Origin of the sequence: Nostoc sp. CHAB 5836 (assembly GCF_020829445.1) — a bacterium.
In the GTDB taxonomy this organism is placed as follows: Bacteria; Cyanobacteriota; Cyanobacteriia; order Cyanobacteriales; family Nostocaceae; genus Nostoc.
In genome coordinates, this window is sequence record NZ_JAIVFV010000108.1 from 1 (window position 1) to 23036 (window position 23036).

Genomic DNA, 23036 nt, shown 5'->3' on the forward strand with positions numbered 1-23036 from the left:
AACGCACCGAAGAAATCCTCGCTAACTACAACCAAGAAAAAGTCGCAAAGTCTTCTAAAAGCTTGGATTCACCCTACGAAAAAGCTCTCTACTTAGCTCAATATTTAAAGCAACGCTACTCCCTTCCTTCTTCCTTCTTCTTCAACGTCCCACAATTGTTAAAGTATTACCTGTAATTGTAAAATAAGGTGCATCGTAGAAATTAGTTCCCGTAAACTTGGCACCTAGCGTTAACCATTTATTCGTAGATCTAATTGCAACACCTACATCGCCACCTGTCTGAGGTAATGCAATTATTCGTGGTTCAATTTTCCCTACCTGTGCTACGTTAGGTTCTTGCGTCCATAAATGGACAATGATTGAAGTACTGCCACTTACTAAAGATACTCCATTATCAACAGCAATAATTAGGAAAAAATTACCATAACTAGTAAATTCAAATGCTTTACCAGAATTATTTCTAGGTGCGCCGCTAGTACAAAGGATGTTGCCTGAAATAATTGATGAGCCGCCCCCATTGCCCCCACCGAATTGAAACCATCTACCCACATTGTCTGCTGAGGCTACAATGCTTGGGAGATTTTCGTTATCGGTTGCTGATTGTTTATAGAGATACCATGATGGAAATCCAGTACCATTGTCGCCAGCTACTAAAAACATCTTATCTACCCTTTTAGGGTTGGATGTATTGTTAAGTGCTTTTAAAGCATTAATATCGTGAACAGATAAAGCAGTATGAATAAAAGCCATGCTTAATAAGGAAGAAGTGAGTAGGAAGACCGAAGTTGGTTAAAGAAGTCGGAAGTACATTGACCAAGGAAGGAAGACCGAAGTTGGATGAGTAATAAGTAATAAGTAATAAGTAATGGGTATTTACTCATTACTACTTATTTAATAGGGAGAGATGTGGTGAGAAATCCGGGTCAAACCCAAGAACCGCCCGTCGCCAGAAGAAAGAGAATCATCCGTCTGACTTCGTTGACATCCGAAGTTTGTTAATTTCATCCTTCATCCCTCTTCCTTCTTCCTTATTTTTGTAAAACGTTACCATTAGTATCGACTAAAATTGAACTATTGCTATCTGTTAAGATACTATCAAAATTTAAATTATCAGTACTTGGTAGAGGAAGGCTAAAATTAAGGTAAGCATTACCTCCAATACCTGTATTTGTAACTGTTGCTGGTTCCCCAGGCTCTAAAACAGTTATCTCAGGATTCACCTCAATATTTGGTGGTTCTAACCCATGCTCTCGCTCATAAATACAAGGTGGTGAAGCATGAGATATGGAGGTAACGGTATCTTGATACAAATAAGCGATCGCAACTTCATAGCTGCCAGAACTAAAAATACTAATGCCGCTTACAGTGGTTGGGGTGAAACTAACAGGGGTAAATAATCCAAAATTATTGGCAATTGTTGGCAAGCTAGAAGCGCTTGAAGTAGCCATTGACCCAACTAATATAGACTCAGGGGACTCTTTGGTAATAGGCACATCAAAAATAGAAATGTCTTCTCCACCCACAGGACGTACATAAACCCTTACTTTTGTGGCATTTAAACCATCTGACATAAGAGCAATTACGTCTGGGTAATTAGAGCGAACAGTGGTTGGGTGGGTAATTGAAAGTGAAAGTAGTAAAGAGCTAGATAATGCGATCGGACTACTCCAATCGGTGGCAATACCTGGCCCGTTGAGCGTACTAATTAACGCTCTAAGGGCTGCGGTTTCCGTAGGTACGCTATTGGCAACAAAGCAAGTGCCGTTATTTGTGATAATTACTTTCTGGTTAGGAGTGTTCGCCTTTGCCCCTGGAACCAGCTGTTTACCAAGTTTCCGAAATTTGTAAGAAGCAACTGAACCCGAACCCACGCTTGCAACTAAATCCAATCCCGAACCATTAGCCAAAATCCGCCGCCGCTCATCTGTGGCAACTATATAATTGCCCAATAAGTCTGCTACGGGGTCATATTCAGAGAAGTTTGCAGTTATGCGGGGGTAAACTTTAGCGATCGCACCCTGAGCTACGCTACCATCTACGTCGGCATCATCAAAAGCCATCTGCACTTGCAAGATGTAGCCATAGTTGGGAGGCAAGTCTTTGGACAGAAGTAGGTTGGTAACGCGATCGCCTTGATAAGTAACTGTTCCCCCTGTACTCATTTGGGTGGTATCCAGCGCTCCGGTGAGCGTGTTCACATATCCTAAAAAAGTCAGTTGCAACAAGCCTTTAAAGTCATCCGCTCCCACGTCTTCAGGGTCGGTTGCCACACTCATCCGAACTCGCTTCCCTTGGGGAACTGTAAAGTTTGTATCATTGACAATCCAAAATTTCACGGGTTCTGATAACTCGCCACTAGAATTGTAATCGGGAAAAATAATGGCTGAGGTGTCAGTAATCTTTTTCAAGTCAACATCAGCCCCGCCCTCAGCAATTGTGCTGGCAATGTAGGGATTGAAATTCTGCGGTAGGCAGGGAACCCAATCAATCGCACGACTAGACCATTCTACAATTTGATTGGTTGATTCCACCAATCGCCGCATCCCATTAATTCGGTTAGTGTTTGGCAATGAATCGGGAGTTGCAACTACTCTTCTTAGCTGAAAATGAATATCTACAAAAAGTGCGATCGCCACAGGCAATGTAGTCAGCGTTATTCCATCGGCTTCATAGCCCAAATATGTCGCCACCACGCACCCATTTTCAGGGACGGTATCGTTCGACATCACAATCCCAATTTGATGAATATCGCTAGCAGTCTTCCGAATTGCACTAGGGAGAGTAATTTCCAATCCTTGTCCTGCTGTAATTGCAATATCCGTCAAGGGAGAAAATAAAGTTATGCCTGCACGATTGCGGCAGTATATCCAAATGCTCTTCGTCCCAGCACTATAAACAGTTGTAGAACCAGAGATAACGGTAATAGTAGGGGCGGGTGGGGTAATAGTAGAAGCGTATTGCGATCGCATTTATTTTCTAAGGATGATAGCTCATGGCTAAAATGTTGCCATTATTTTTTATTTTCAAAGGTCTAGCTCTTAACCTACGAGAAGGTTTAATTAAACCTTCTTTTGTGATATCCAAAATTTCAATATGTGGCATTGAAATTGGTGTATTTCCTTCATAAATAATTTTGTAGATTTTATTGCCAACTAAATTATGTTTTAAGCAAATTTCATTTATTCTTTCTACTACGTATGGAATGTAATGCGACCCGGTTATTCTTTCAACCCATGCACGGCTACCAACAAAACTCCAGGTATATATAGAAAAAGAATCTTCATAATACCTTAATGAATTTGCTAGAAAAGAGCAAAATATCGCTTCTTTAGGCAATATTAACGGCGTTACCGGCCCTTGTCCGATTAAAAGATTTTTGCCAAAAAAGTAATCCAGCCAAGAATCTCGATTTAACTCCTTTACTCCATTAGGTGTGTGTAAATGATAAATTATTGTACTTTGATAATCAGGTAGGCTAGAACTATTTATTGGAAAAGTTGATTGATAATTAATAGTTTCCATAACATAGCAATCTTTCCATTGGCATACCAGAAACCTGCCAGTAATGGTTGTTTTCCCTACTGGTGGGCTACCGGAAGTAATTTCGTATTTGTAGCTAAATGCATTTCCCCGGCTATCACTCCCATTTATACTTGTTACAAAATGATGTGATGCTGTTAAATTGTCGTCAGCATACAAGTACGCTAAGGACTCTACAAAAGTAGACTCATTTTCAACCAAATTATTATCTAATATTGAATAGTTAATCATCTTAATAATAGGCCGGTAATAATCAGGAAAAATAAAAACGGCTGCTTCTTGCTTTTCTTTTACAAACTCTACACTTTGCCATTGACCACGCCCTAAATAAATAGGTGCTGGGTAAAGTCCGGGGATGTTATCTATTAAAGCTATCCCTGATAAATCTATACTTTTTCGGGATACGCCATTGTTAACAATGGCGTAATAAGCACTTTTGCTGTCATGGAGCGTCATTACGAATTACGAATTACGAATTACGGATTATTTTAATTGCTCCCAAACCGCTAGGAACGTGAGTTGCCTGAATCGGCTCAAAATATGGCATTGATGTTGCCTCTAAAAATAAGTTGGCTACTTTAGCGATCGCATCCCAAGTGAACTCCCATTTCTGTGGTGATAATACTTCACGGGCTGGGCTAAAACTATGCCCTGCCCAATCAATGCGATCGCAGTAAGCGATATCTGGGAGGTAGAAGCTGGCGATGGATAAATAAGGGCTAGAGAAACTAAGCTCTATTTCTGCGGTAATCAGTAATTCTTGCCCTAGATTAAGGGAGTAAGCTGCATCGCCGTAAATTGTCACCGTGTCTTCTTCTTGGCTAAAATTACCAACCCCAATGCCAGGAGTAAAAATTAACCCATCGCTACTAATACTAGTGGCGTTCATTCGGTCAAGTGCGATCGCGTAATTATTTCCCACCGCAGGGGGTGCGGTAACAGCAGCAATAACCACTGCACTTGTGGGAAGTGCTGAATTTTTTTGATACAAGTGAATTTCTGTATCAGACTGCCAAAAAGTATCAGGAGTAGATGCGATCGCACTTTCGACTTTCCCCCAAAGCGCAATCTGCTGAATCTGTGCTGATACAACCTGGCGGTAATATTTACCAGTAGCAGTAGGCGCTCCCAAGGGGAGAGTATCTAGTTCCCATCCTGGATTTTCCTGCCAATGCCCGTAGCAATTTACTCGAAGTATGGCCCCAGTCCCTCGGTCATTCTCTTGCCAAATAGTAAAAGCAGGAGCAAGTTTAGCTCGTGTGCCGACCAAGGGTAAATTAGTGCTTGTTAAGCGAAACATTTTTAATCAGGAAGAGGCAAGAAACGAGTTTGGATTGACTCAGACCGGGAAAGCTTAAGTATAAACCTGGCTTTCAAAAACAAGCTCGATTTTGTCGAAAATATTGAACCCGTTTACGTTGATTGGGGCTGACGGCGTGACCTTAGTTAGAACAGCCTTTGGAATAATGTAGCCAAAAATGTTAATGTCTTCCCCGGTTGTGCTGCCGTTAATCAATCCGCTAATATTGTTGTCACGCTCATTCTGCAAGGATGCAAGATTCATATCGGTTGCGCCAACCAGTGAGAAGGTAACAGTTTTCTTGGTAATAGGAATCTTATTAATGACTCCATTCCGGTTGATATTTACATCCAAGCTTTCACCATCACCGAAGGAGATGGCATCTTGCTTAAAGGCAAATCCCCTCAGTTGGAAAAAGGTAACGTCTAATGACATAGTTTTATTTAAATAACTATGACTAAATTACGCCGTCTATATAAATATTTTTTAGTTTTGCACTTTCAGCAAAATAAGGTAAATCTAGCGAGCGTGTCAGCACGTTTTGTGCGGGACGCACTCGCGTTCGGGGAAGTCACGCATTCACGCATTCACGCATTCACGCATTCAAAAATTTACCAAGCCCATAAATAAATTTAGGGACTTGTAGTAAGGACGCCGTGCAATACTGCGTAGGTTTTGGAATTTCTTGGTTGAGGCAGGCTGTTCAATAGCCGGGGGAGCATCGGTTTAACTTTGTTAGCCACTGTAGCCAACTTAGAACTAAAGCAATGACAACTGCACGGTTGCAAGGGCTGGCGAGCGGGAAAGTTGCGTTTTTGGCTGGTTTCTGCGATCGCTATTCTGTCACTATTCTGGCTCAACTAACTCATAAAGAAGCGATCGCACCTTCTCTTGCCAATCGGGAATAGCTTGAATTTTTGCCAGTACAGATGCTTCAATTCTTAAGCTCAACTTTGCATCTCGTGGCTCTGGTCTATCTGTAGCGAATTTTCCCTGCTTGTTTCGCGGTTGCTGCATACTTGTCTCAAATAGTTTCTCCATCCTATGCTAAAGCCGTGTCCCCGTGGCATAAAAGTTTTTGATGATCACCAGCAAAACTCAGGGATTTTTTGATGAAAACTCCCTTCTTATCCATGTCCCCACGGGTTATAATTAAAGCATGAGGGAAAAAGTTCACCCCCTCAAATAAGGAGGTTAATTGACAGATCCATCTCATAAGGCTAACGGAAAAGACGAGGCAGAAATGCCTGCTATCCGGCTCTTTCGACACGAAGAGAATAACTGGGTTGAAACTAATCCAGTAACCGGAGAGAAAGAGATTGTTGATAGAGAGGACATCCTAGATGACCTGGATATCAAGAAAGAAAACGAAGATAGCTAATCCGTAGCCTTAGCCCCCAACTAGCCCTTGGGGGCAATCCTTGTTAAATTTTAGCTCAAGTGAAACACAGTTATGTCAATAATTCACCCCATTAGATACCGAATCATTGATCGTAAAATCACACCTGAAAAGTCTTACTGGCATTTTATTAGAAGCAAAGGTTTTTATAATCCATTAAATCTGCCGAACGAAAGCGACATTGAATTTATGTTTGGTACAACAAAACAGGAGGTTGCTCTAGAATTATTTCGGATCAACGGTGGAAAACCAGGATATTACTTAGTCGATCTCCGCAACAAAGAATATTATTACTGTGGAACCGATCCAGAGGATATTAAAGCACAACTGCGATCGCTCGGTATTGGGCGCGAAGATCCAATGGAAAGCCAATGATTAAATCCCCAAAGAAAGGGTATCCGATCGCTACGCCTACGCACCTATTTAGCTGAAAATGTCAGACTGAATGCTTAACTCACTTTCTAGAAACGCTTTCTCTTGCTTGAGAACCTGCACAGACTGAACAACGGCATCCCGATCGCACCTCTTCTTAGCTAGCCGTTCTGTAGATACCTCCAAATCTTTGGACAACTTATCTAAGCGTTGTTTTAAGGAAGAATCTTTGTGAGCAATTGGCACGTAAACATCAATCATATTCCGAATTAATCGTTGCTCCGAGATGCGGTGCTTGAAGTCATAACGATCGTGTGAACCTTTGAGCCAGAGGTCAACGGTTTCTCCGTCTGAGGATAGCCAGACTTTGCAGTAAATTAGCATTCCCCCGAATTCACCAATGATTGTCGGGTCGCTGATAGTGGTTTTGTCTTTTTGATGTGTTTTCTGAACCAGTGCCTCAATAACCTTGAGTAAGTGAGCGTCTGCCAACTTTTGCGCCTGTTTAACAGTAAGTGGGTTGACTGGCCCGTATTCTCCCTCTACTTCTGGAATACAAGTTGCTTTCTTCACACCTTGGTAGACGCGATTATCGACAGTGCAAACAAACCTTTCTGGGGTTGCATTCTGTAAATGCTTTCTGGCTAATTCTACATCAGCAGAACACTCTTCTAACTTACGGTTAACATAGCGGATGCTATCTTTGATTGTTGGGATGCTATCATTAGCAGTGCCAATATTTAATCGGTTAATTTCTCGCATCAACAAACTGGCTTGGCTTTCTTCCTTCTCCAACTCACTTTTTAGCTCCATGTACCGCTTAAAGCGAACATCACCGGTAGCGTGAGCCGACATCATCATAAATAACAGCAAAGTGTCGTCATCTTCTACTACCCGCCGCACCGAAAGATCGCCACGGAGAATTTGTTCACGAGACTTGAGCTTAGTTTCCAGGATTCCCATTTGGGCAGCATCAGCGCCGAAGTTACCCTTTTGCCCTTTGGTTAGGTATTGGTAAACAATCACTTCTGAGTTTTCGTTACCCGATCGCACTGCTCGACCTAACCTTTGTTCGTACTGGTCAGGGCGACGCGGAATATCAACAAAATGAACTACCTTAACCTTTTTCTGGACATTCACCCCAATCCCTAAAGGTTCAGTTGAGCCGAATAGAATTCGGATATTACCCTCGTTAACCTCGCCAAACAGTTTGTTTTTGGACTCATCTTCTGAGTGTTCTTGGATGAACGCGATTTCTTCTTTAGGTACACCTTTGGCGATTAAGCGATCGCGCATCCATTCGTAAAGGCAGATTTTAGAACTACCTCTAGGCGTACCCCAATCCAAAAACACCAGTTGAGTTGATCGTTGCTTTTTAGTTTTGCGCCACCAACTGTAGATAATTGCTACGCACTGACTAATTTTGTCATTCTTCTGAAATGGTTCTTCTGGGTCGATTAACTGGGGAGCGATCATCAGCTTTCGGGCATCGGTCAATGTCCACAAGTGATTGTCAACTTTGCTGCCCCATTTGAAACCGAGTGCGATCGCTTCTGCAATATCCTTGATGGGTTGTCCAGTGCTGGGGTTAGTTAAGCGTTTGCCTTTGATTTTTTTGTTTTGCTCACTCTTAGTTGCTGGGGCAATTAAACATCCGTCTGTGTCTCTGTCTTCAAATTTATAAGGCTGATCAGAGTCAATATATTGGTTACGCGTCGCAATCCATTTCATCTGTTTTATTTGAAATTTACTCAACGGCGTACTTACTTGAACTACTCTATGACTAGGACGATTAAACTCTGCCTGTCCTGCCACATCATCAAACCGCTTGATGTGGCAGACACTCAAGTACATCTGTAACAGCTCTGGTACGTTGACAAATTCGGCAAACCGTTCTGAAGTGCGGATGTCGCCACATCCGCCAGATAGAATCCATCTGGTAAGGTCGTAATCTCTCTATCCAAGCCTCACTCATCCCAGTGGCGCGGAGGATATCTTTGAATCCCAGTGGTGCAGTATTATCCCAATTGGGTAAAACCAACCGATTGAATTTGTGATTGTAGATGCGCTCAAGTTCTAAGCCGCGATCGCCTTCTTTGCACCATTCACCCCAAAGTTTCCGCAGTTCCTCTTGTTTGAGTAGTGCCTCTCGCCTAAATCCGGGATTAGGGATATACGGTGCTTTGAAGTGCATTGCCATCGTGAATAACCCCGACTCTATCTTGTCGCCCACTGCCGGAATGATTTCTACCTTATCTTTTTTGACGTAACTGTAACCATAGGTTATTTGGTTAGCTTCGGAATTACCATTACTAAGAGCTAAATCCCAAGTACCGCTAACAAGCGAGAAAAAGAACGTGGCATCGACATCAAACACCTGTTTGCAAAATTGGTTGTAGTAACGGGTAGGTATCCAAGTTACGCCGATCGCAATGTCAATATCTGCGATCGCAATGGTCAAGGGGAGAATTTTCTTTAATGCGATCGCTTCTTCTTTGAATGAGGGGTCAAATTCTATGGCTTGTTCTGCATTTTCTAGCTTTGAAAGGATGTCGCCAGAAAGGAATCGGTGGGAATTGACTACATTGAATAGTTGCATGGTTTTTAATTTTTGACAATCAAGCCCGACCCAGTGACGGTAAACTAATTCTAGTTTTTGCAGAATTTCCAGAGCGCGTTGCTTGTCCATCCCAGACTTCTCGGCAATCTCATCCAGTCTGACTTCTCCATACCACCCCATGCACCAAGAGAAGGCATTGGTTAGGCGAGTATCCAAGTCTGCTTCAAAGAACTGTTGCCCCTTAAGTTCTTGTGGCGGGTGGTTAATCCGTTCGCGGAAGATATCAGACTTGTTACCTGCTGAATCTGTCAGCTGACTCAGATAAATTTCCAAACGCACATCTGGCCAGAGGCTATCGTAGTAGCTATTGCAATTGACCAAAAGCCCAAACTCCAGAACAAAGGAATCATAGAATTGATTGAGTTTTAATCGAATGCGATCGCACTCTTCATCACCCTGATGCTTGGCTTCTGCCTCTAATAATTCTTCTACAATAAAAGCTCCCGCCAGAAGTCGCCGCATAAGTTCTTGCTGTTCTAGTGGGGCGGAAATTGGTTGAAATGTGCCAGGAAGTATGGGAATGCGGCAAGTAATGCCTCTCACATCAGAATGCACATCTAGTCGCCCTTCACAATACTTCCGTTCGACTTCCCACTGCAGACCTGCATGGGCATTTTTAAATGAGATACCCAACTGATTTTCATGAAAGCAAAATACCCCACTGCGAAACCTCTCAGTCCAAACAAGATCATCGTCTTTTAAAATGATCGGATTCTCTAAGAATTCTACATTTGGCGTAAATGCTGCAATCCCAAAAGTCTTATTTTTCTTCCTCTTCTTCCTGCCTACAACCTGATTCGTACTGCCTGCCGAACTAATAGCTCGTTCAAGTGCTGCAATTTCTTCATGGCGTCGCAATCGAACTTTTTTAAAGTTGCGATCTCCTCCTTTAGTTGAGCTAATTGAGCTAGAATTGAGTCTGATGCACCCTGGACACCTGAAACCTGATAGTTGTCATTGGTACTGACTGCTATTAGGCACTCTGAGCCTTTTGTTTCTTGGATTACTTCAATTGGCTCATTTCCATATTTATTACAAAGTTTTGTAACTTGAGATAACCAGAATTCAAATGATTCTTGAGGGATTTCATTGAATTCTTGGCGTTGCCACTGCCAGGTAAACTCTCCAGAAAATAATACGAACTTTTTTGATTCGAGCATTTTCTGAAGATTCTGACAAATTACATCAGTTGAGTCAAAATCCTCACAAATAACAGTGAGGTATTTGTCTTTTTGATAGGTTGATTTTAGGTGCATAAAATAGCCTTGGTGCTAAACTAATAAACAAGTAGATGACGTCGATGATTATTTAAACTGCGATCGCAATCATGGGCGATCGCAGTTTTTGTTGTTTAATAAATCGCTTGTCCAACATCTTGAGAATCGGCATCAACAATATTTACGAAGGAAGAAGGAAGAAGGAAGAAGGAAGAAGGAAGAAGGAAGAAGGAAGAAGGAAGAAGGAAGAAGGAAGAAGGAAGAAGGAAGATTAGAACTAAAGTGATTAATGATACTTCTTACTTCTTCCCCCTTCCTCCTAACTTCTTCCTTATTGGATAAGGTAATCCGTAATGTGCAGCACAATCTGGGCCGTAGCCTGCAAAAAGCGATCGCTGATCAGTCAATGTCTTTTTGCAAAAGCAACAGTTACCAGTTGTATGCCCGTGTTCTTGGGCGTAACGGGTGGGGTCAGAAGCTAAACGCCGCAATTGAGCTTCTAGTCCGGGCAATGGATTGTATTTATTCAGGGTTAACAACCCAGTAACTTCAATCCGGGCATACCATCCCGAATTGCGCTCTAGGGGTGAAACGTAAATCGCACCAGGGTATTTGCCTCCACTGGTGCGATACAATTGATACTGACTAAATCGTATTTTAGGGTATTTAAGTTTTGCGGATGCTCGGTCAAACAACCGCAAAATACTTAAGTACCCTTCTACTTTCCCTCTAACGCATCTAAGTCAAATCCCGACTCCTCCTCGTCGTCAAACTTTGGTTTCTGTGACTCGTCAGCGAATACTGGTTCAGATTCCTCTTTTAATTCATCAGCAAATACGGGGGAATCATCATCAAATATTGGGGCAGATTGTCCTGGGGATTCCAGCATTCCCAAGTCTTGCAACTGTTTGGCGTACTCATCTCGCTGCGCCTGCAAGAGTTCATTCTCTTTCTTGTGGGCAGCAATATCAAACTCTGCTAGCTCAAGAAAGTCTTCCAACTTCTGCGCTTGTTGTAGCGCAGCATCTTTTTTAGCCTCAATCTCACAGTAGTCATTTTGCATCTTGACCATTTCAGCCTTTATATCAGTAAGCATTTGAGTGAGACTTTCGGAGGATTCCACTAATTCATTTCGTTGGGCGATTAGTTCTTCGTTTTCGCGTCTGAGTTTGTCTGAATCTCTTGAAATCCTCTCTGCTTTGAGCCTTTCTACAATGCATGAAGCAATATTTTCCGCTAATGGGTCAACCTTGGTGTTGAGAAGATCCGAAATCGCATCCAACAATTTATTTGGTGCAGCAGGCGGTGTGCTTGCTGCTTCTTTTGTTGCCGACGAACCATAGCGACGACGGGAAGGTGTTTTGTCTACAGGCTCATCTGAGCTTAACTCGTAAGCATCGAAGGTTTTACAGCTTTGCACCCAGCTTTGCGCTCTTTGCCAAAGGTCTTCGGTATAAACTGCATAGTAAAGTTTGGGGTTTTTGTTTGCCTGCTTGAACCCTGCACCCATTACCTTGGCAACAAACTTAATCGCATTATCGCCGTCCATCTGGCAGTCCGGGGGGAAATGAATTTCAATCCCGGACTGTTTAGGGTTTTGTCTGAGAATGAATGCATAAACGGAGTTGGACTTGAATTTTTCAGCAGGAATTACAGTAGCCATATCATTGTCCTCTTGTTGTTGATTTGAATTTTCGATTTCGCAGGTATACTCACTCAATCCTGATTCACTAGTCATTTTTCTAACCTCTTGATGTTTTGGCTTAAGCAATGAATGAAGCAATGCCCTAAGTTCACCCAGCACATCTTGGTTAGGTCGTGCTTGCAGCGCGAAACTAGTTGTGGGGTTCCCATTTTTACCGCGCAGCTTACTGGCCTTCGCTTCACCAATCAGGTATTGAGGATTAGTTAGATACCAATTGCTCAAATAAGCTGGTGCGCCGTCGTAGCCAACAATGTGGCTTTTCCCCACCCCTAGCCATTCGGCAGAACCCGTAACACCCAATTCCTTTCGACTACGCTCAAGGCAAGCCCTGCGACGAAGCAGAATCAAATCGGTGGTAACTTCCGTCCCGCCATCGTGCGTCCCTTGGTTAGGTAATCGCACTGCTCCCAAAAATTCACATTTACAATGAACCCACTCCCGAAACTGGATGTAATCTGGAGTTCGTGCATCCAAGGTACTAACACTGGTGAGGAACGCCAGCAGTCCCCCTGGCGCGAGATGTGCTATTGCAGCCACAAAGAATTGGGCATGAAGCCCAATAGTCAAGCGTTTTCCCTCAACTTCCATTGTGGAAACGCCATTGGTAAACGGAACGTTACCAATGGCTAAATCGAAGTCAGCAGGGTAAGCCCATTTGAGAAAATCCTTGTGGTAGATATTCGCTCCAGGGTGAGCAAGTTTGGCGATCGCACTTGAGATGCAGTCCTTCTCTACCCCGCTGTAGGATAAATTCAGGTGCTTGGGCATCTCGATGTAGAAGTTTCCAATGCCGCAACCAGGGTCGAGAACAATGTCGTTTTCTCTAAGAATTGGTGTCACGGCTTCCCACATTGCTTGCCTCACACCGGGGGCAGTGTAGTGAGCGTTGAGCATCCCGGCATTTTGCAGAGATGTCCATTCGTGGCAATCTAAAAGGCTTTGCAGTTCGGCACGACCTTCTTTTAACCACTGAGGTTTGTCGGCATCAGTAAACACGCCACACTCTTTGAGAATGCCACCGCCAGGGAACTGCATTAAAAAAGCCCTCTCATCATCTGAAAGGACTTTTTTGCGGAGTAGTTTTAGGACTGCGATCGCATTTTCTAAGTATTGTTTTTTACTCACATTCCGTCCAGTAGAGCCTTCTCTCCGATTCAGGTAAATATTTAGCCATGTTCAAAGACTCCAAGATTTCCAATATGTACAGTTTCTAATTCTTTATCTGCCTTGCTGAAATTTTTCTCAGGAACCCCAATTTTTGCCTTGAAGTAATTCAGCATCAGTTTGACATTATGCCGTTTTGAGAGCATTCCGCCATTAGAATCTATGACTCTGTGCAACCAATCAGGGTTGGTTTTATGCCAGTCGATTCCGCTCAATTTCTTGAGTAACTTCTCATGGGAATTGTGATTCCCGGAGAGTTTTGCTGTTTCTCCCAGGTACTTGCCAAGTTCGCCCAAAGCGTGAAGCGTAACTCCATGAGCAGCAACTGTATGCTCTCGCACTGAAGATGGAGTGCGATCATCATCCAGTAATTCACCCCAAGGTGCGATCGCATCTGTCAAACCGAGCCAGAAAGTTTGGCAGAATTTGAAATCGGCTTCATCCCCTAGCGCTGGCTTCATTTTGATGGTTGCGTCGTAGAGATGCTTGTATACAAACAACTTCTCTGATTTAGGGGGAAGTGTGGCTTTTTCTTTCTCGGTGAATTGGTCGTTGAATAATGGGATGGTTGCTAGGACAGAGTTGGTGAAAACTGCGATCGCAATAGCAAGGTATCGCGGTTAATCCAATGTTTCATTTTTTCGCAAGTCGCAAGATAGCCACAACCATCCTTCTTTTTGTTGGGGGTTTAATTTGCCCTCGCCATTCCAAACCCAGAGTACAAACTCAGTAGATACGGGGTTGTCAAATATTTCCATTGTTTTGATTATTTAATGACAATTACATGACCTGAGCCAACATCAATCACCCTTCCAATAGGGCATTGAGATTGCACATAAGCTACAAATTCTTTGCGTTTGTAGTATTTTTGATAAGTACCAATACTGGTAATACCTGATTCCTTAGCATCGGTTCTTACAGCCAGTACCAAGGCTTTTGTACAGAGTGAGAACGCGAATTGTAAAGTGCGATCGCGGTCAACATCACTTTCAATTACATTCAGCACGTAAATTAAACTGGTCACTGGATAAGTAGTATCCAATAGCTCAAATTTAGGTCGATAGTAGGGGTCAAATCCTACTGCGTTATATTCTGGGGGCAACCGCTCAATATCTTGGGCGTGACCGCATCCGATATCAAGCCAATTTGCTTGTTTTGGTAAATGTCCAGAGGCAACAGCATTTCTCATTGGGAGCGATAAAGTAGGTCGCTTGATAGCAGTTTTCCATCTGGGTGTTCCCCAATTCTTGGGATTTAACCAATCCCGTGAATCAGATTCTTGAGTAAGTAACGAATCCCATAGAGTAGTCATTATTTTTGCTGAGTTTGCATGAAAAAAGCGATCGCACTCACAGCGATCGCTTTAAAAGTTGACTGTTGAGCTATCCTTAACTGGTTGCTCCTCCCACCAGAGGTTAGGTTTGTCCCTAACAATTTCCAGCAGTTGTTCTACGTAAACCGCTCTTAGCCTTGCCGCATCCTCAAGGCGATCGCTACTAAAGTGCGGAACATATTGAGGATCTCCCGGACGCGGGAGAATCAACGCATAAAGGGAAGGATGAGATAATTCACGGGAATACCAGGCTCCCAATGCTTCCCTGATTTGGGAAATAACCCCTGACCGAACCCTATTTCCAAAGCCACGCCGTTGCGTGAAACCATCCCATGTGGGCGGTTATCCTTTTTCTGTAGCAGGAAAGGTTTACTTTGTAGTAAAGATCCCACTCCACTAACTTGCCAATTTCGACTTTCAAATTGAAATTGCATGCACAGATAGAATGTTTTTTCCATGATTAACTCTCCAAAATTGATTGTGCGCCTACACTCCAGAGAAATTCGTTGTCAAAAATCATGAGTTCGGCATCCTCACAACTCTCGAATCTCGCCGCATCCATAGGCAATCGCACCCACGTAAGTCCAGTAATAAGTTGGTTCCCAATGGCTACTTGAGTAACCTTGCAGTAGTAAGATGAATCTTCATGATCCATTCTGATTACATACTTTTTCGGTTTTTCTCTAAGAATCTGATGCCGATGATCCTTATCTGTGCCACCCAAGAGAGCTAACACATCGGTAGCGCAAGCAGTACACCAACTGCCAGAGCGGATGTGAAGTGGTGGATCTGCCATGTCAGTTTCGTACTTGACACAGCAAGTCGCGGTTTCCAAGTAACCGCGTCCACGACAAATATCGCAGTATGCTGCTTGAGAGTCTGCGATCGCAAGATATTTTCTAGACATTTTGGTTAACGACGCGGGAATGACAGTTTCCGCGTTGATGTCCAAAATCCCCCTAAGAGTCGGGGGATTATTCTATTTGCGCTTAACATTAGCCATCTGAACACCAGCGATTAGCGATCGCACCTTGCTAGCATCCTTTCTCGCTTGATTATGGCGTTTCTTGTTCGCCACAGGATCGTTATCCTGACGGCATCGGTAGGTATACTTTCCGCCATTATTAGCGGTTCCCTTGCGGGAATTCAATGGACGTTTTCGCTTAATGGCACTGTCAACATCTAGTCCCGCCGCGCCCTCAAATGCTTTTAGTTGGTTAATCTCGTTATTAGTCAGCATGATTCCCTCGCAAGGGAACCACTCACCATCAATTTTCCCTAAGATTGGCACTTCCAAGCCTGTTTTTGTATGCCTACGAAATACCTGATTAGGCAGGTATCTGTAGAAAACCACCCGATACTCAACGAACGTAGATGTTTCCTTGGTGTACTGTCCCATAGCAATGCTACGGGAAGTTTTCACCCCTTTGGTACGCTGTTTTTTGGGAGTTAGTGGCTCCCGTGCGTCAATCGACATATCTGCATTCATCCCCGCAGTATGCCGCACGACAATGCGCTGCTGAATCCGTCCATCAGCAGCTTTTAATCCAGTGTTATTCATTGTGGTTAAATTTCTAATCTGGGGTGTTTCACCCCAGGATGGGCAATCAAACAGATACCTTAGTTTTTTGGCTATAGCGCTTCTCAATAACAGCCATAGCAGCGTCAAAATCTAGATACCCTTCTTCAATCCCACGCGCTTCTAGCGACTCGTTATGACGCTTCAATAGCTCGTTAGCTTGCTTTTCTACAAAGTATTCCTTGGTTGGGTGATGAGAAAACTGAACGGTTTTATCCGTCGTTTCAAGGTGTTTGTGCTTATGGCGAACGCCATTGAGCATCTTTTCCACAGATGCCATGACTTTAGCAGACAGCACCGTAAGCGATCGCACTGGATGAGCTTTGATTTTTCTCTCAGCTTCAGTTAACGCAATTTCCAGCCTTTTAACCTCCACTTCTTTTAGCTTGACTGCTTTGGAGTCTTCTAAAGTCTTGAGTACCTCAATGGCCGCCTTTTTGGTGCGCTCAACGGTGTTACGCTCAACTATGAGCGCGTCATACTCGCACCAAGCATCGTAATCTACAACGATTTCGTCATCGACTACAACTAATTTGCCAAGTCTCACTCGCTGCGACATTGGGCGATCGCCAAGTCTCAACTCTTGGTAAAATACGCCTTTACCGTTGATCGTTACCACTGTGTTTGTTTTCTCATCACCCTTTGTAATCAATAAGCTAGCCATTGTGATATCCTTATTCTTAAGTTGAATTCGTAGCAGTAAAGCTACAGTCTATGACGTTCATAGGTGAAACTTTCTGTTATGAAAATAGGGTGTTAAGTGGTTAAGACTTAACACCCTTACAAGGAATAACTAAGCTAATTCTTACTCAGGTGAAAACGGTAAACTCAAAACTACTCAACCCTTCCTACCACCCTACAAAGTAAACTTTGTCATCAGTAGCATTGAGTTACAACGCCTAAGTGCTTATAGCATATAGCTATGGTATGGATATACTACCGTTAGTATAGGTCAGATGGCCACCCCTACTTTTACCCGTTTTAAGTCAGCACGAACTGTCAACAACTAACTGCCACCAATTAGCGATCGCACTTGCTTACTACGAAATATGTAGTGTAGCGAAATAGGCTGTATTCACTGTTACAGTGTTGCGTGGTTGTATTTATGGTTGCCACTTTCACCAAGGAATGAAACTCACTTGGCTACTGCAAACAATACGACTTATTGCTATGCCTATGAGCGTATTTTTGTAGGCACTAAATGATTGATTTTTGTTGAAGGAGGCAGGAGGCAGGAGGCAGAAGGCAGAAGGAGTTTTTCAGTTGGGGATTCGACCCCAATTGATTTAGAGCCACTGAACGAGAGTTCAGTGGGGGTCTTAAACCCCTGTTCCCTCTGGTCACAGCAGGAGTTAGGGGTCAGTTTTCCTCCTGCCTCCTGCCTCCTAACTCCTGCCTCCGATAAACATAAATAGCTATATGAGCGATAAAATAAAGCTACAAATAATAGCTATATATATTTACTTTCTATTCACCTCCCTTTTCGTTTGTTTTCACATTACTAAATTAGCACTATATTTTCACTAACAAAACAAAGTTTACAATTATTTACAATTAATTTTAATCAACAAAAAATCACTTAGTAAAACATACTGAGTGATTTTGTTCTGTATTATTTGCTACTTTTATTTTTTTACTGATTCAGATCCGCGCCCGCGCCAAGATCCTGAAAAAACGAGGTTTCACCGGATCACGGATCAGATCAACGGATCGCGGATCAAGTGCTAGGCTTCGGACGCTTTCTTCCGTGTATTTTTGGCAATATTATATTATTTCGTCGCGCACAATTGCTGACGGCGGCGGGTGTTATGACGATTCCAATTTCTTTAGAGAGGATTTGTGCAAGTTGAGGATATGTCCAGTCAACTTTGTTTTGCTCCATCTCACTAATTAATTGTTGAACGCGCTGAGGATCGAGAAGTCGCGGCGCTCCCATCTTTAAAGGCATGACTTTACCAGTGCAACTGTTTTATTTTAGCTGAAATCGGGAATAAGTCTATCAGTTTTGGCACTGCACGAAATGCAAGAGAAGGACTTTGACACTCTCCTGCCTAAAGGCGAGGAGATTCTTAAGACATCGAGCGCCTTACCTGGATTTCTCACCACATCTCATTAATTGAATAAGTAAAGAGTAATAAGTAATAAGTAATGAGTAAAGAATCTTACTTATTACTTATTACTTATTGCTTCACCCGCGAGGGGAGCAGGGGAGCTTGTGAGAAATGCGGGCTTAATATCCTGTTTGCACAGGTTCCCAAACTCACCACGTTTACTCGTAGAGCGTGGTGATACCTTTTGGGCGTTTAGCACTCTTGCAGCAAGTTTCGCGGAGTCCCCGCGTACTGTTTAAAATAATTCTTAAGGAGGCAGGAGGTAGAAGGCCACGGGTATGTGCGAGTCAAGGAAAAAGTGCGATCGTGCGAGAATTGGCGATGTATGGAGTGCGATCGCACTGTGATGCATAGCAAGTTAGGTTTCTGAGGTAAAATGCGATCGCATAGTATAGAAGCAAGGGTAAAATCTTACCTAAAAGTAAAAATTCTTATATAAATTTTACTGGGCTATATCAACCATTGAGCGAATGCGATCGTATCATGCCAAGTGAAGTTCCTCCAAAAAGAAAAGAATTAAATCCGAGGCAGAAAGAAGCCGCCAATTTGCTGTCTCAGGGTTTAAATAATGCCAGAACAGCAGAAGCTATTGGGGTTGATCGAGTGACAGTAGGAATATGGCGAAAAAAGCCTGAGTTCCAAGAATATCTAGAGCAACTAGTTGAGGACAGGAAGCGAATAGTAGCTGAATCGGCAGTTAAGAAAAGCTTTAACCGGAAAAGCAGTATTGAAGAATGGAAAATATCAAGGATTGAAGCTAACAGGAAAAAGTTAGAGCTAGGGAACTTGATCCTTGAAAAAATGACCTCTCGATTTAATGACCTACCCCAAGAAGCCTTCGCCCCGAATATGATCGCAGCATTGGTAAAAGTTGGTGATGACATGATAGAGACGGCTTTGGGAGGATGGGGAGAAGCAATAGATTTAGAGGAAGCCAAGCCAACATATACAGCTGAGATAGAAGCAATTCAGAAGTTAGTAGACGCTGGCATCCTTCCTCAATCAACTAGAGTTGAGATTAGTGCGGCACTAGACGAATTCGAGAAGAAAGCTGTAAGTGCGATCGCTCTTACGGCATCTGCAATAGCTAATTAATTGTGAAACTGTCTTCTTTAAGGCGAACCCTCGACAAAATTAACAAACAAAACCTTGGGGACTCCATTGAAAAACTACAGGATCTCTGGAAACCCCAAGACGGGCCACAAACACAAGCATTCAACAATCAAGCAGATGAACTCCTATATGGGGGAAGTGCCGGTGGGGGTAAAAGCGCTCTCCTTCTCATTCTCGGCACTACTGCCCACAAACGGGCCATCATTTTCCGCCGCGAATATCCTCGTCTGAAGGACTTGATTGAGAAGTCGCGCAGACTTCTTTCGCAAATAGCCCGATACAACAGTAACGATAAAATCTGGCGAGGTATCCCAGGCGAACGCACCTTAGAATTTGGTGCAGTTCAACACGAGAATGACGTAGAGGCGTATCGAGGCGTTGAACATGACCTGAAAGCTTTCGATGAGTTGGGGGAGTTCACAAGGAAACAGTACGAGTTTTTGATAACTTGGAACCGATCTTCAGACCCAAGTGTTAGGTGTCGGGTTGTCGCCACTTGTAACCCGCCCAGTAGCGAAGAATCCATGTGGATTAAAGAATACTGGGGAGCATGGTTAAACCCAGAGCATCCTAACCCGGCCCTACCTGGGGAAATCAGATGGTACGCGATGGTGGACGATGAGGAAATTGAAGTACCAGATGGAACACCGTTTGAACATAACGGGGAAATGCTGGAACCGCGATCGCGCACCTTTATTCCCTCTCGGTTGGAAGATAATGCTTATCTAAGAAATTCCAAATACCGAGGGGTGTTGCAGAGATTACCCGAACCACTGCGATCGCAGCTTTTAAAAGGCGATTTCACGACCGTAGCTAAGACGGACGACCCTTGGCAGGTTATACCAAGTGCTTGGGTGGATGCAGCCCTTAAGCGATGGACACCAGTACCAACCGCACCACAATCTCATTTGGGCGTAGACGTAGCTAGAGGCGGAAAAGCCGAGAGTGCTATTGTTTCTCGACATCATTACTGGGTCGCACCAATCATCGCAATACCTGGAAAAGACACACCCGATGGTGACTCACTGGCTGACCAAATAGCGGCAGTGCGAAAGTCTGCTAAAGTAGAAATCCGGGTAGATACCCTTGGGGTTGGTTATGCGGTGGTAGATGCGCTGAACCGACGTAACGCTAAACTGGTATTTGGGCTAAATGGTAGTGGTGCGACCGATGTTTTTGATCAAAGCGGATTGCTGAAATTCTTTAACTTGCGATCGCGCTGGTGGTGGCATCTTAGAGAATTGCTTGACCCTGCCAATGGGTACAATGTGGCACTGCCCAATGACCCGAAACTAATTGCTGATTTAACAGCACCCCGATGGTATCGGACTGGTTCAAGGAATAAGTTTGGTGAGATTAGGGTGGAAAGTAAGGATGATATTATTAAGAGGTTAGGGCGATCGCCTGATCGTGGGGATGCCCTTGCTTACGCCTTTGCGGAGGGTGTGGATGATGCAAGTAGTTACGATTGGATGACTCAACTATAGCAATCCTAAATGAAACATCAACTAATAGTACAATTATACTAAGTTCAAGTTCTTTACCAATCACCAAGAATTTGATTTTTCTAAGCGAGGCGATAATTATAAGTATGAGAGTAACAAAAAATACACTCTCATCAGGAGGTGAAACAAGTGAGTCAATCTAAAGATGGTAACGGACACGGGGAGTACAGCCCCAGCAAGGAGTACGAACACGTCACGGAAGATGTTTGGTATGAAAAAGATACCGAAACAGGCGATCGCATTGACGTGAAGTACACAGACGACATCCACGGGCCTTATGATCGAGGATGACGAAGAAGATGATGAATCTTCTGACGATTAACGTCCAATAGCCCTCAGACTACCCCTCTGGGGGCTATTACCTTTGTTTTGGAAAGTTTAGAAACCGCTGCTCCGACTTTACCCTAATTTAATTATAGCTATGGTTAAGATTCACGCACCTATCCACATTCAAATTTATGAGCGTGAGGGGACGAAGTGGTTCTTTCACGGCGGTAATATTTTTTATAATCCTCATGGCATTTCTACTGATTTAGAATCGACACTTCAAAGAAACGGATTGACCAAAATCAAAGTTTTGGTTGAGCTATTCCGAATCAATGGAGGTAAACACGGCTATTACTTAGCTGATATCCGAGATAAGAACTACTACTACTGTGGCGATGACTGGACTTCGGTCAAAGTCAAGTTGCAGGAATTAGGTATTGGTAGAGATAAGCAAAATTATTCTTGATGCGAAAAATCCGCCTTCTTGCGACAATATTCTGCCCCATATCTTGCCTAAGAGTGTCAGTTTGGCTATTGCTATCACGGACTGACTTTGCGTGACGAAGACAGTAAATGCAAGTTTTGTGCAAGCGACGCCCAAAACGAGTCTGCGTACCCCTCCGGGGATCTTGCTACGCTTTTAGCGTCTCGTAGAGAGCGTCTAGGGATTTAGACCCCGACCCAAAACGTTCTGCCCTTCAAAGGCTAGGAATTAAACCCCTAACTTTGTTAAACCCAACTTCTGATAAAATGCACTTATTTGTGGTAATTGTAAACTACCCACCACTGATTCGTATGCAATTTAAATCCAAGAAATTGGGAATTACTCAACTGTTCCTCTCATTGTTTTCGCATTTGCTCAAAGGCATTCAAGGAACGTTTCGTAATTCCCCCTCCATTCCTCTCACCACCAATCTGGGTACAGATTTGGTGGTGAGAGGAATGGAGGGTTAGATGATTAAAGGCAAGCTAGAAATAATAATTAAAATCAACGAACTGCCAGATGCATCTACAGACAAAAACGGTTGGTATCATTTCATCGTTGACTGCGACGGCAAACAAGTATCAATCACCGTTAAGCCCAAAGTTTGGAAGAAGTTGGCAGATGCCCAAGCAAATTATCCAGTGTGGGTAGCTGCTCTAGCGGGTGGGATGGGTGAGGAAAATGAAAAAGGCTTTGGGTTGTCTAACCCAAATGTTCAAGTTTTTGAGCGCAAACCCAAAGAAGTATAGCCAGTGAACCAAAAAGTTTTTTCCAAAAGAGTGGTTATCGAATTTTTTGTAGCCTGCAATACTTTTTAGCCTGGTTGTGCTACAGGGATATTCCGTGAAACCACGGATTTTATGAAACGAAATAATTTATAAGCAGTCGGAAGCGATCGCAGTTTACATCGATCCTTTAACCGGAAATCAGCATCAAGGGAAATTTACGCTTAAGCCAAAGTTTGACTCTTCACGCCCAAGGGTGGCTAAAGCTTTGGCTAGAGCAATGGGGACTGAGATGGAGGGGACGTTTGAATGGGGCTAACACCTGAGCAGGAATTCAAAATTTGTAGTTTCAACAGACAAGTTGAAAACATCAGTGAAACCGAAGTTAAGCAAATGCTGGTGGAAATGTACCAGCAGATGTTTGAACGACAAAATTATTATCAGGATTTGCTAATACTATTTGCGCTGCTTTGATCCTACATTCCGCACCCTCAACTGTCACAATCGGTTTTTACTGGTTTTTAGACATAAACAAAGCTACTGAATATACATAAAACCAGTAAAATAACTTAAATATGAAGATGCACGAGCATAATCTGCAA

Annotated in this window: 26 protein-coding genes; 9 read left to right on the top strand and 17 right to left on the bottom strand. The window is 43.2% G+C overall.

The annotated features are described in order from the left end of the window. Positions 1 to 141 precede the first annotated feature (141 nt). From LC605_RS20400 to LC605_RS20425, 6 genes are all read right to left on the bottom strand, one after another. Complete coding sequence (locus LC605_RS20400) at positions 142 to 660, bottom strand: hypothetical protein (protein WP_229549338.1); 519 nt, start codon at positions 658 to 660, stop codon at positions 142 to 144. Positions 661 to 1028: 368 nt separating this feature from the next. Continuing rightward, positions 1029 to 2969: a hypothetical protein gene (locus LC605_RS20405; RefSeq protein ID WP_229549339.1), complete on the bottom strand. Its 1941-nt coding sequence runs from the start codon at positions 2967 to 2969 to the stop codon at positions 1029 to 1031. Positions 2970 to 2976: 7 nt separating this feature from the next. Continuing rightward, complete coding sequence (locus tag LC605_RS20410) at positions 2977 to 3996, bottom strand: hypothetical protein (RefSeq protein WP_229549340.1); 1020 nt, start codon at positions 3994 to 3996, stop codon at positions 2977 to 2979. A gap of 13 nt (positions 3997 to 4009) precedes the next feature. Beyond that, entirely contained in the window at positions 4010 to 4840 is an 831-nt protein-coding gene (locus tag LC605_RS20415; RefSeq protein ID WP_229549341.1) for a hypothetical protein, read from the bottom strand. Between the two features lie 54 nt (positions 4841 to 4894). Further along, a complete protein-coding gene (locus LC605_RS20420) occupies positions 4895 to 5275 on the bottom strand; it encodes a hypothetical protein (protein WP_229549342.1) in 381 nt (126 codons plus the stop codon). 411 nt (positions 5276 to 5686) lie between these two features. Further along, a complete protein-coding gene (locus LC605_RS20425) occupies positions 5687 to 5857 on the bottom strand; it encodes a hypothetical protein (RefSeq protein WP_229549343.1) in 171 nt (56 codons plus the stop codon). Between the two features lie 181 nt (positions 5858 to 6038). Between LC605_RS20425 and LC605_RS20430 the strand changes: the two genes are divergently transcribed. Next, positions 6039 to 6221, top strand: a complete 183-nt coding sequence (locus LC605_RS20430) for a hypothetical protein (RefSeq protein WP_229549344.1) — start codon at positions 6039 to 6041, stop codon at positions 6219 to 6221. 72 nt (positions 6222 to 6293) lie between these two features. After that, positions 6294 to 6614 (top strand): hypothetical protein, encoded by a 321-nt coding sequence (locus LC605_RS20435; protein ID WP_229549345.1) that lies wholly within the window; start codon positions 6294 to 6296, stop codon positions 6612 to 6614. A 48-nt stretch (positions 6615 to 6662) separates the two neighbouring features. Here the strand turns inward: LC605_RS20435 and LC605_RS20440 are convergent, their stop codons facing one another. Genes LC605_RS20440 through LC605_RS20450 form a run of 3 tightly spaced genes read right to left on the bottom strand, consistent with a single transcriptional unit; the run spans position 6663 to position 10487 of the window. Then, positions 6663 to 8465, bottom strand: a complete 1803-nt coding sequence (locus LC605_RS20440; RefSeq protein WP_229549346.1) for a helicase-related protein — start codon at positions 8463 to 8465, stop codon at positions 6663 to 6665. Next, a complete protein-coding gene (locus LC605_RS20445; RefSeq protein WP_229549347.1) occupies positions 8431 to 10089 on the bottom strand; it encodes a hypothetical protein in 1659 nt (552 codons plus the stop codon). The genes LC605_RS20440 and LC605_RS20445 overlap by 35 nt, the downstream gene beginning before the upstream one ends. Further along, complete coding sequence (locus LC605_RS20450; RefSeq protein ID WP_229549348.1) at positions 10017 to 10487, bottom strand: hypothetical protein; 471 nt, start codon at positions 10485 to 10487, stop codon at positions 10017 to 10019. The genes LC605_RS20445 and LC605_RS20450 overlap by 73 nt, the downstream gene beginning before the upstream one ends. 107 nt (positions 10488 to 10594) lie before the next feature. Between LC605_RS20450 and LC605_RS33060 the strand changes: the two genes are divergently transcribed. Beyond that, a complete protein-coding gene (locus tag LC605_RS33060) occupies positions 10595 to 10723 on the top strand; it encodes a hypothetical protein (protein ID WP_267868609.1) in 129 nt (42 codons plus the stop codon). Between the two features lie 24 nt (positions 10724 to 10747). Here LC605_RS33060 and LC605_RS20455 read toward each other — a convergent pair whose 3' ends face one another. From LC605_RS20455 to LC605_RS20490, 8 genes are all read right to left on the bottom strand, one after another. After that, positions 10748 to 11143: a DUF6011 domain-containing protein gene (locus LC605_RS20455; RefSeq protein ID WP_229549349.1), complete on the bottom strand. Its 396-nt coding sequence runs from the start codon at positions 11141 to 11143 to the stop codon at positions 10748 to 10750. 23 nt (positions 11144 to 11166) lie between these two features. Continuing rightward, on the bottom strand, positions 11167 to 13278 hold the full coding sequence (locus LC605_RS20460; RefSeq protein WP_229549350.1) for a class I SAM-dependent methyltransferase: 2112 nt from the start codon (positions 13276 to 13278) through the stop codon (positions 11167 to 11169). A 41-nt stretch (positions 13279 to 13319) separates the two neighbouring features. Continuing rightward, positions 13320 to 13883 (bottom strand): DNA sulfur modification protein DndB, encoded by a 564-nt coding sequence (locus LC605_RS20465; protein ID WP_229549361.1) that lies wholly within the window; start codon positions 13881 to 13883, stop codon positions 13320 to 13322. 200 nt (positions 13884 to 14083) lie between these two features. Then, entirely contained in the window at positions 14084 to 14629 is a 546-nt protein-coding gene (locus tag LC605_RS20470; RefSeq protein ID WP_229549351.1) for a hypothetical protein, read from the bottom strand. Between the two features lie 51 nt (positions 14630 to 14680). Further along, complete coding sequence (locus LC605_RS20475; protein WP_229549352.1) at positions 14681 to 14908, bottom strand: hypothetical protein; 228 nt, start codon at positions 14906 to 14908, stop codon at positions 14681 to 14683. 202 nt (positions 14909 to 15110) lie between these two features. After that, a complete protein-coding gene (locus LC605_RS20480; RefSeq protein WP_229549353.1) occupies positions 15111 to 15557 on the bottom strand; it encodes a hypothetical protein in 447 nt (148 codons plus the stop codon). 72 nt (positions 15558 to 15629) lie between these two features. Continuing rightward, a complete protein-coding gene (locus LC605_RS20485) occupies positions 15630 to 16211 on the bottom strand; it encodes a hypothetical protein (protein ID WP_229549354.1) in 582 nt (193 codons plus the stop codon). Positions 16212 to 16257: 46 nt separating this feature from the next. Beyond that, on the bottom strand, positions 16258 to 16893 hold the full coding sequence (locus LC605_RS20490; RefSeq protein ID WP_229549355.1) for a hypothetical protein: 636 nt from the start codon (positions 16891 to 16893) through the stop codon (positions 16258 to 16260). A 1930-nt stretch (positions 16894 to 18823) separates the two neighbouring features. Here LC605_RS20490 and LC605_RS20495 point away from each other — a divergent pair. The 6 genes from LC605_RS20495 to LC605_RS20520 all read left to right on the top strand — a co-directional run bounded on the left by LC605_RS20495 (position 18824) and on the right by LC605_RS20520 (position 22908). Then, positions 18824 to 19435: a hypothetical protein gene (locus tag LC605_RS20495; RefSeq protein WP_229549356.1), complete on the top strand. Its 612-nt coding sequence runs from the start codon at positions 18824 to 18826 to the stop codon at positions 19433 to 19435. A gap of 2 nt (positions 19436 to 19437) precedes the next feature. Continuing rightward, a complete protein-coding gene (locus LC605_RS20500) occupies positions 19438 to 20940 on the top strand; it encodes a hypothetical protein (protein WP_229549357.1) in 1503 nt (500 codons plus the stop codon). Positions 20941 to 21087: 147 nt separating this feature from the next. Then, positions 21088 to 21249: a hypothetical protein gene (locus LC605_RS20505; RefSeq protein WP_194199036.1), complete on the top strand. Its 162-nt coding sequence runs from the start codon at positions 21088 to 21090 to the stop codon at positions 21247 to 21249. A gap of 130 nt (positions 21250 to 21379) precedes the next feature. After that, positions 21380 to 21691: a hypothetical protein gene (locus tag LC605_RS20510; protein ID WP_229549358.1), complete on the top strand. Its 312-nt coding sequence runs from the start codon at positions 21380 to 21382 to the stop codon at positions 21689 to 21691. A gap of 488 nt (positions 21692 to 22179) precedes the next feature. After that, positions 22180 to 22458, top strand: a complete 279-nt coding sequence (locus LC605_RS20515; RefSeq protein WP_229549359.1) for a fertility inhibition FinO-like protein — start codon at positions 22180 to 22182, stop codon at positions 22456 to 22458. 285 nt (positions 22459 to 22743) lie between these two features. After that, positions 22744 to 22908 carry an NblA/ycf18 family protein gene (locus LC605_RS20520; protein WP_229549360.1) on the top strand — a complete coding sequence of 55 codons (165 nt, stop codon included), beginning with the start codon at positions 22744 to 22746 and terminating at the stop codon, positions 22906 to 22908. Positions 22909 to 23036: the final 128 nt, after the last annotated feature.

What these genes read in the sequence shown, in the direction of transcription:
- LC605_RS20480 (WP_229549353.1), bottom strand. Translation starts at nt 15,557, where the DNA reads ATGTCTAGAAAATATCTTGCGATCGCAGACTCTCAAGCAGCATACTGC.
- LC605_RS20405 (WP_229549339.1), bottom strand. Translation starts at nt 2,969, where the DNA reads ATGCGATCGCAATACGCTTCTACTATTACCCCACCCGCCCCTACTATT.
- LC605_RS20425 (WP_229549343.1), bottom strand. Translation starts at nt 5,857, where the DNA reads ATGCAGCAACCGCGAAACAAGCAGGGAAAATTCGCTACAGATAGACCA.
- LC605_RS20435 (WP_229549345.1), top strand. Translation starts at nt 6,294, where the DNA reads ATGTCAATAATTCACCCCATTAGATACCGAATCATTGATCGTAAAATC.
- LC605_RS20410 (WP_229549340.1), bottom strand. Translation starts at nt 3,996, where the DNA reads ATGACGCTCCATGACAGCAAAAGTGCTTATTACGCCATTGTTAACAAT.
- LC605_RS20470 (WP_229549351.1), bottom strand. Translation starts at nt 14,629, where the DNA reads ATGACTACTCTATGGGATTCGTTACTTACTCAAGAATCTGATTCACGG.
- LC605_RS20400 (WP_229549338.1), bottom strand. Translation starts at nt 660, where the DNA reads ATGTTTTTAGTAGCTGGCGACAATGGTACTGGATTTCCATCATGGTAT.
- LC605_RS20440 (WP_229549346.1), bottom strand. Translation starts at nt 8,465, where the DNA reads ATGTACTTGAGTGTCTGCCACATCAAGCGGTTTGATGATGTGGCAGGA.
- LC605_RS20495 (WP_229549356.1), top strand. Translation starts at nt 18,824, where the DNA reads ATGCCAAGTGAAGTTCCTCCAAAAAGAAAAGAATTAAATCCGAGGCAG.
- LC605_RS20515 (WP_229549359.1), top strand. Translation starts at nt 22,180, where the DNA reads ATGATTAAAGGCAAGCTAGAAATAATAATTAAAATCAACGAACTGCCA.
- LC605_RS20520 (WP_229549360.1), top strand. Translation starts at nt 22,744, where the DNA reads ATGGGGCTAACACCTGAGCAGGAATTCAAAATTTGTAGTTTCAACAGA.
- LC605_RS20510 (WP_229549358.1), top strand. Translation starts at nt 21,380, where the DNA reads ATGGTTAAGATTCACGCACCTATCCACATTCAAATTTATGAGCGTGAG.
- LC605_RS20420 (WP_229549342.1), bottom strand. Translation starts at nt 5,275, where the DNA reads ATGTCATTAGACGTTACCTTTTTCCAACTGAGGGGATTTGCCTTTAAG.
- LC605_RS20415 (WP_229549341.1), bottom strand. Translation starts at nt 4,840, where the DNA reads ATGTTTCGCTTAACAAGCACTAATTTACCCTTGGTCGGCACACGAGCT.
- LC605_RS20450 (WP_229549348.1), bottom strand. Translation starts at nt 10,487, where the DNA reads ATGCACCTAAAATCAACCTATCAAAAAGACAAATACCTCACTGTTATT.
- LC605_RS20490 (WP_229549355.1), bottom strand. Translation starts at nt 16,893, where the DNA reads ATGGCTAGCTTATTGATTACAAAGGGTGATGAGAAAACAAACACAGTG.
- LC605_RS20485 (WP_229549354.1), bottom strand. Translation starts at nt 16,211, where the DNA reads ATGAATAACACTGGATTAAAAGCTGCTGATGGACGGATTCAGCAGCGC.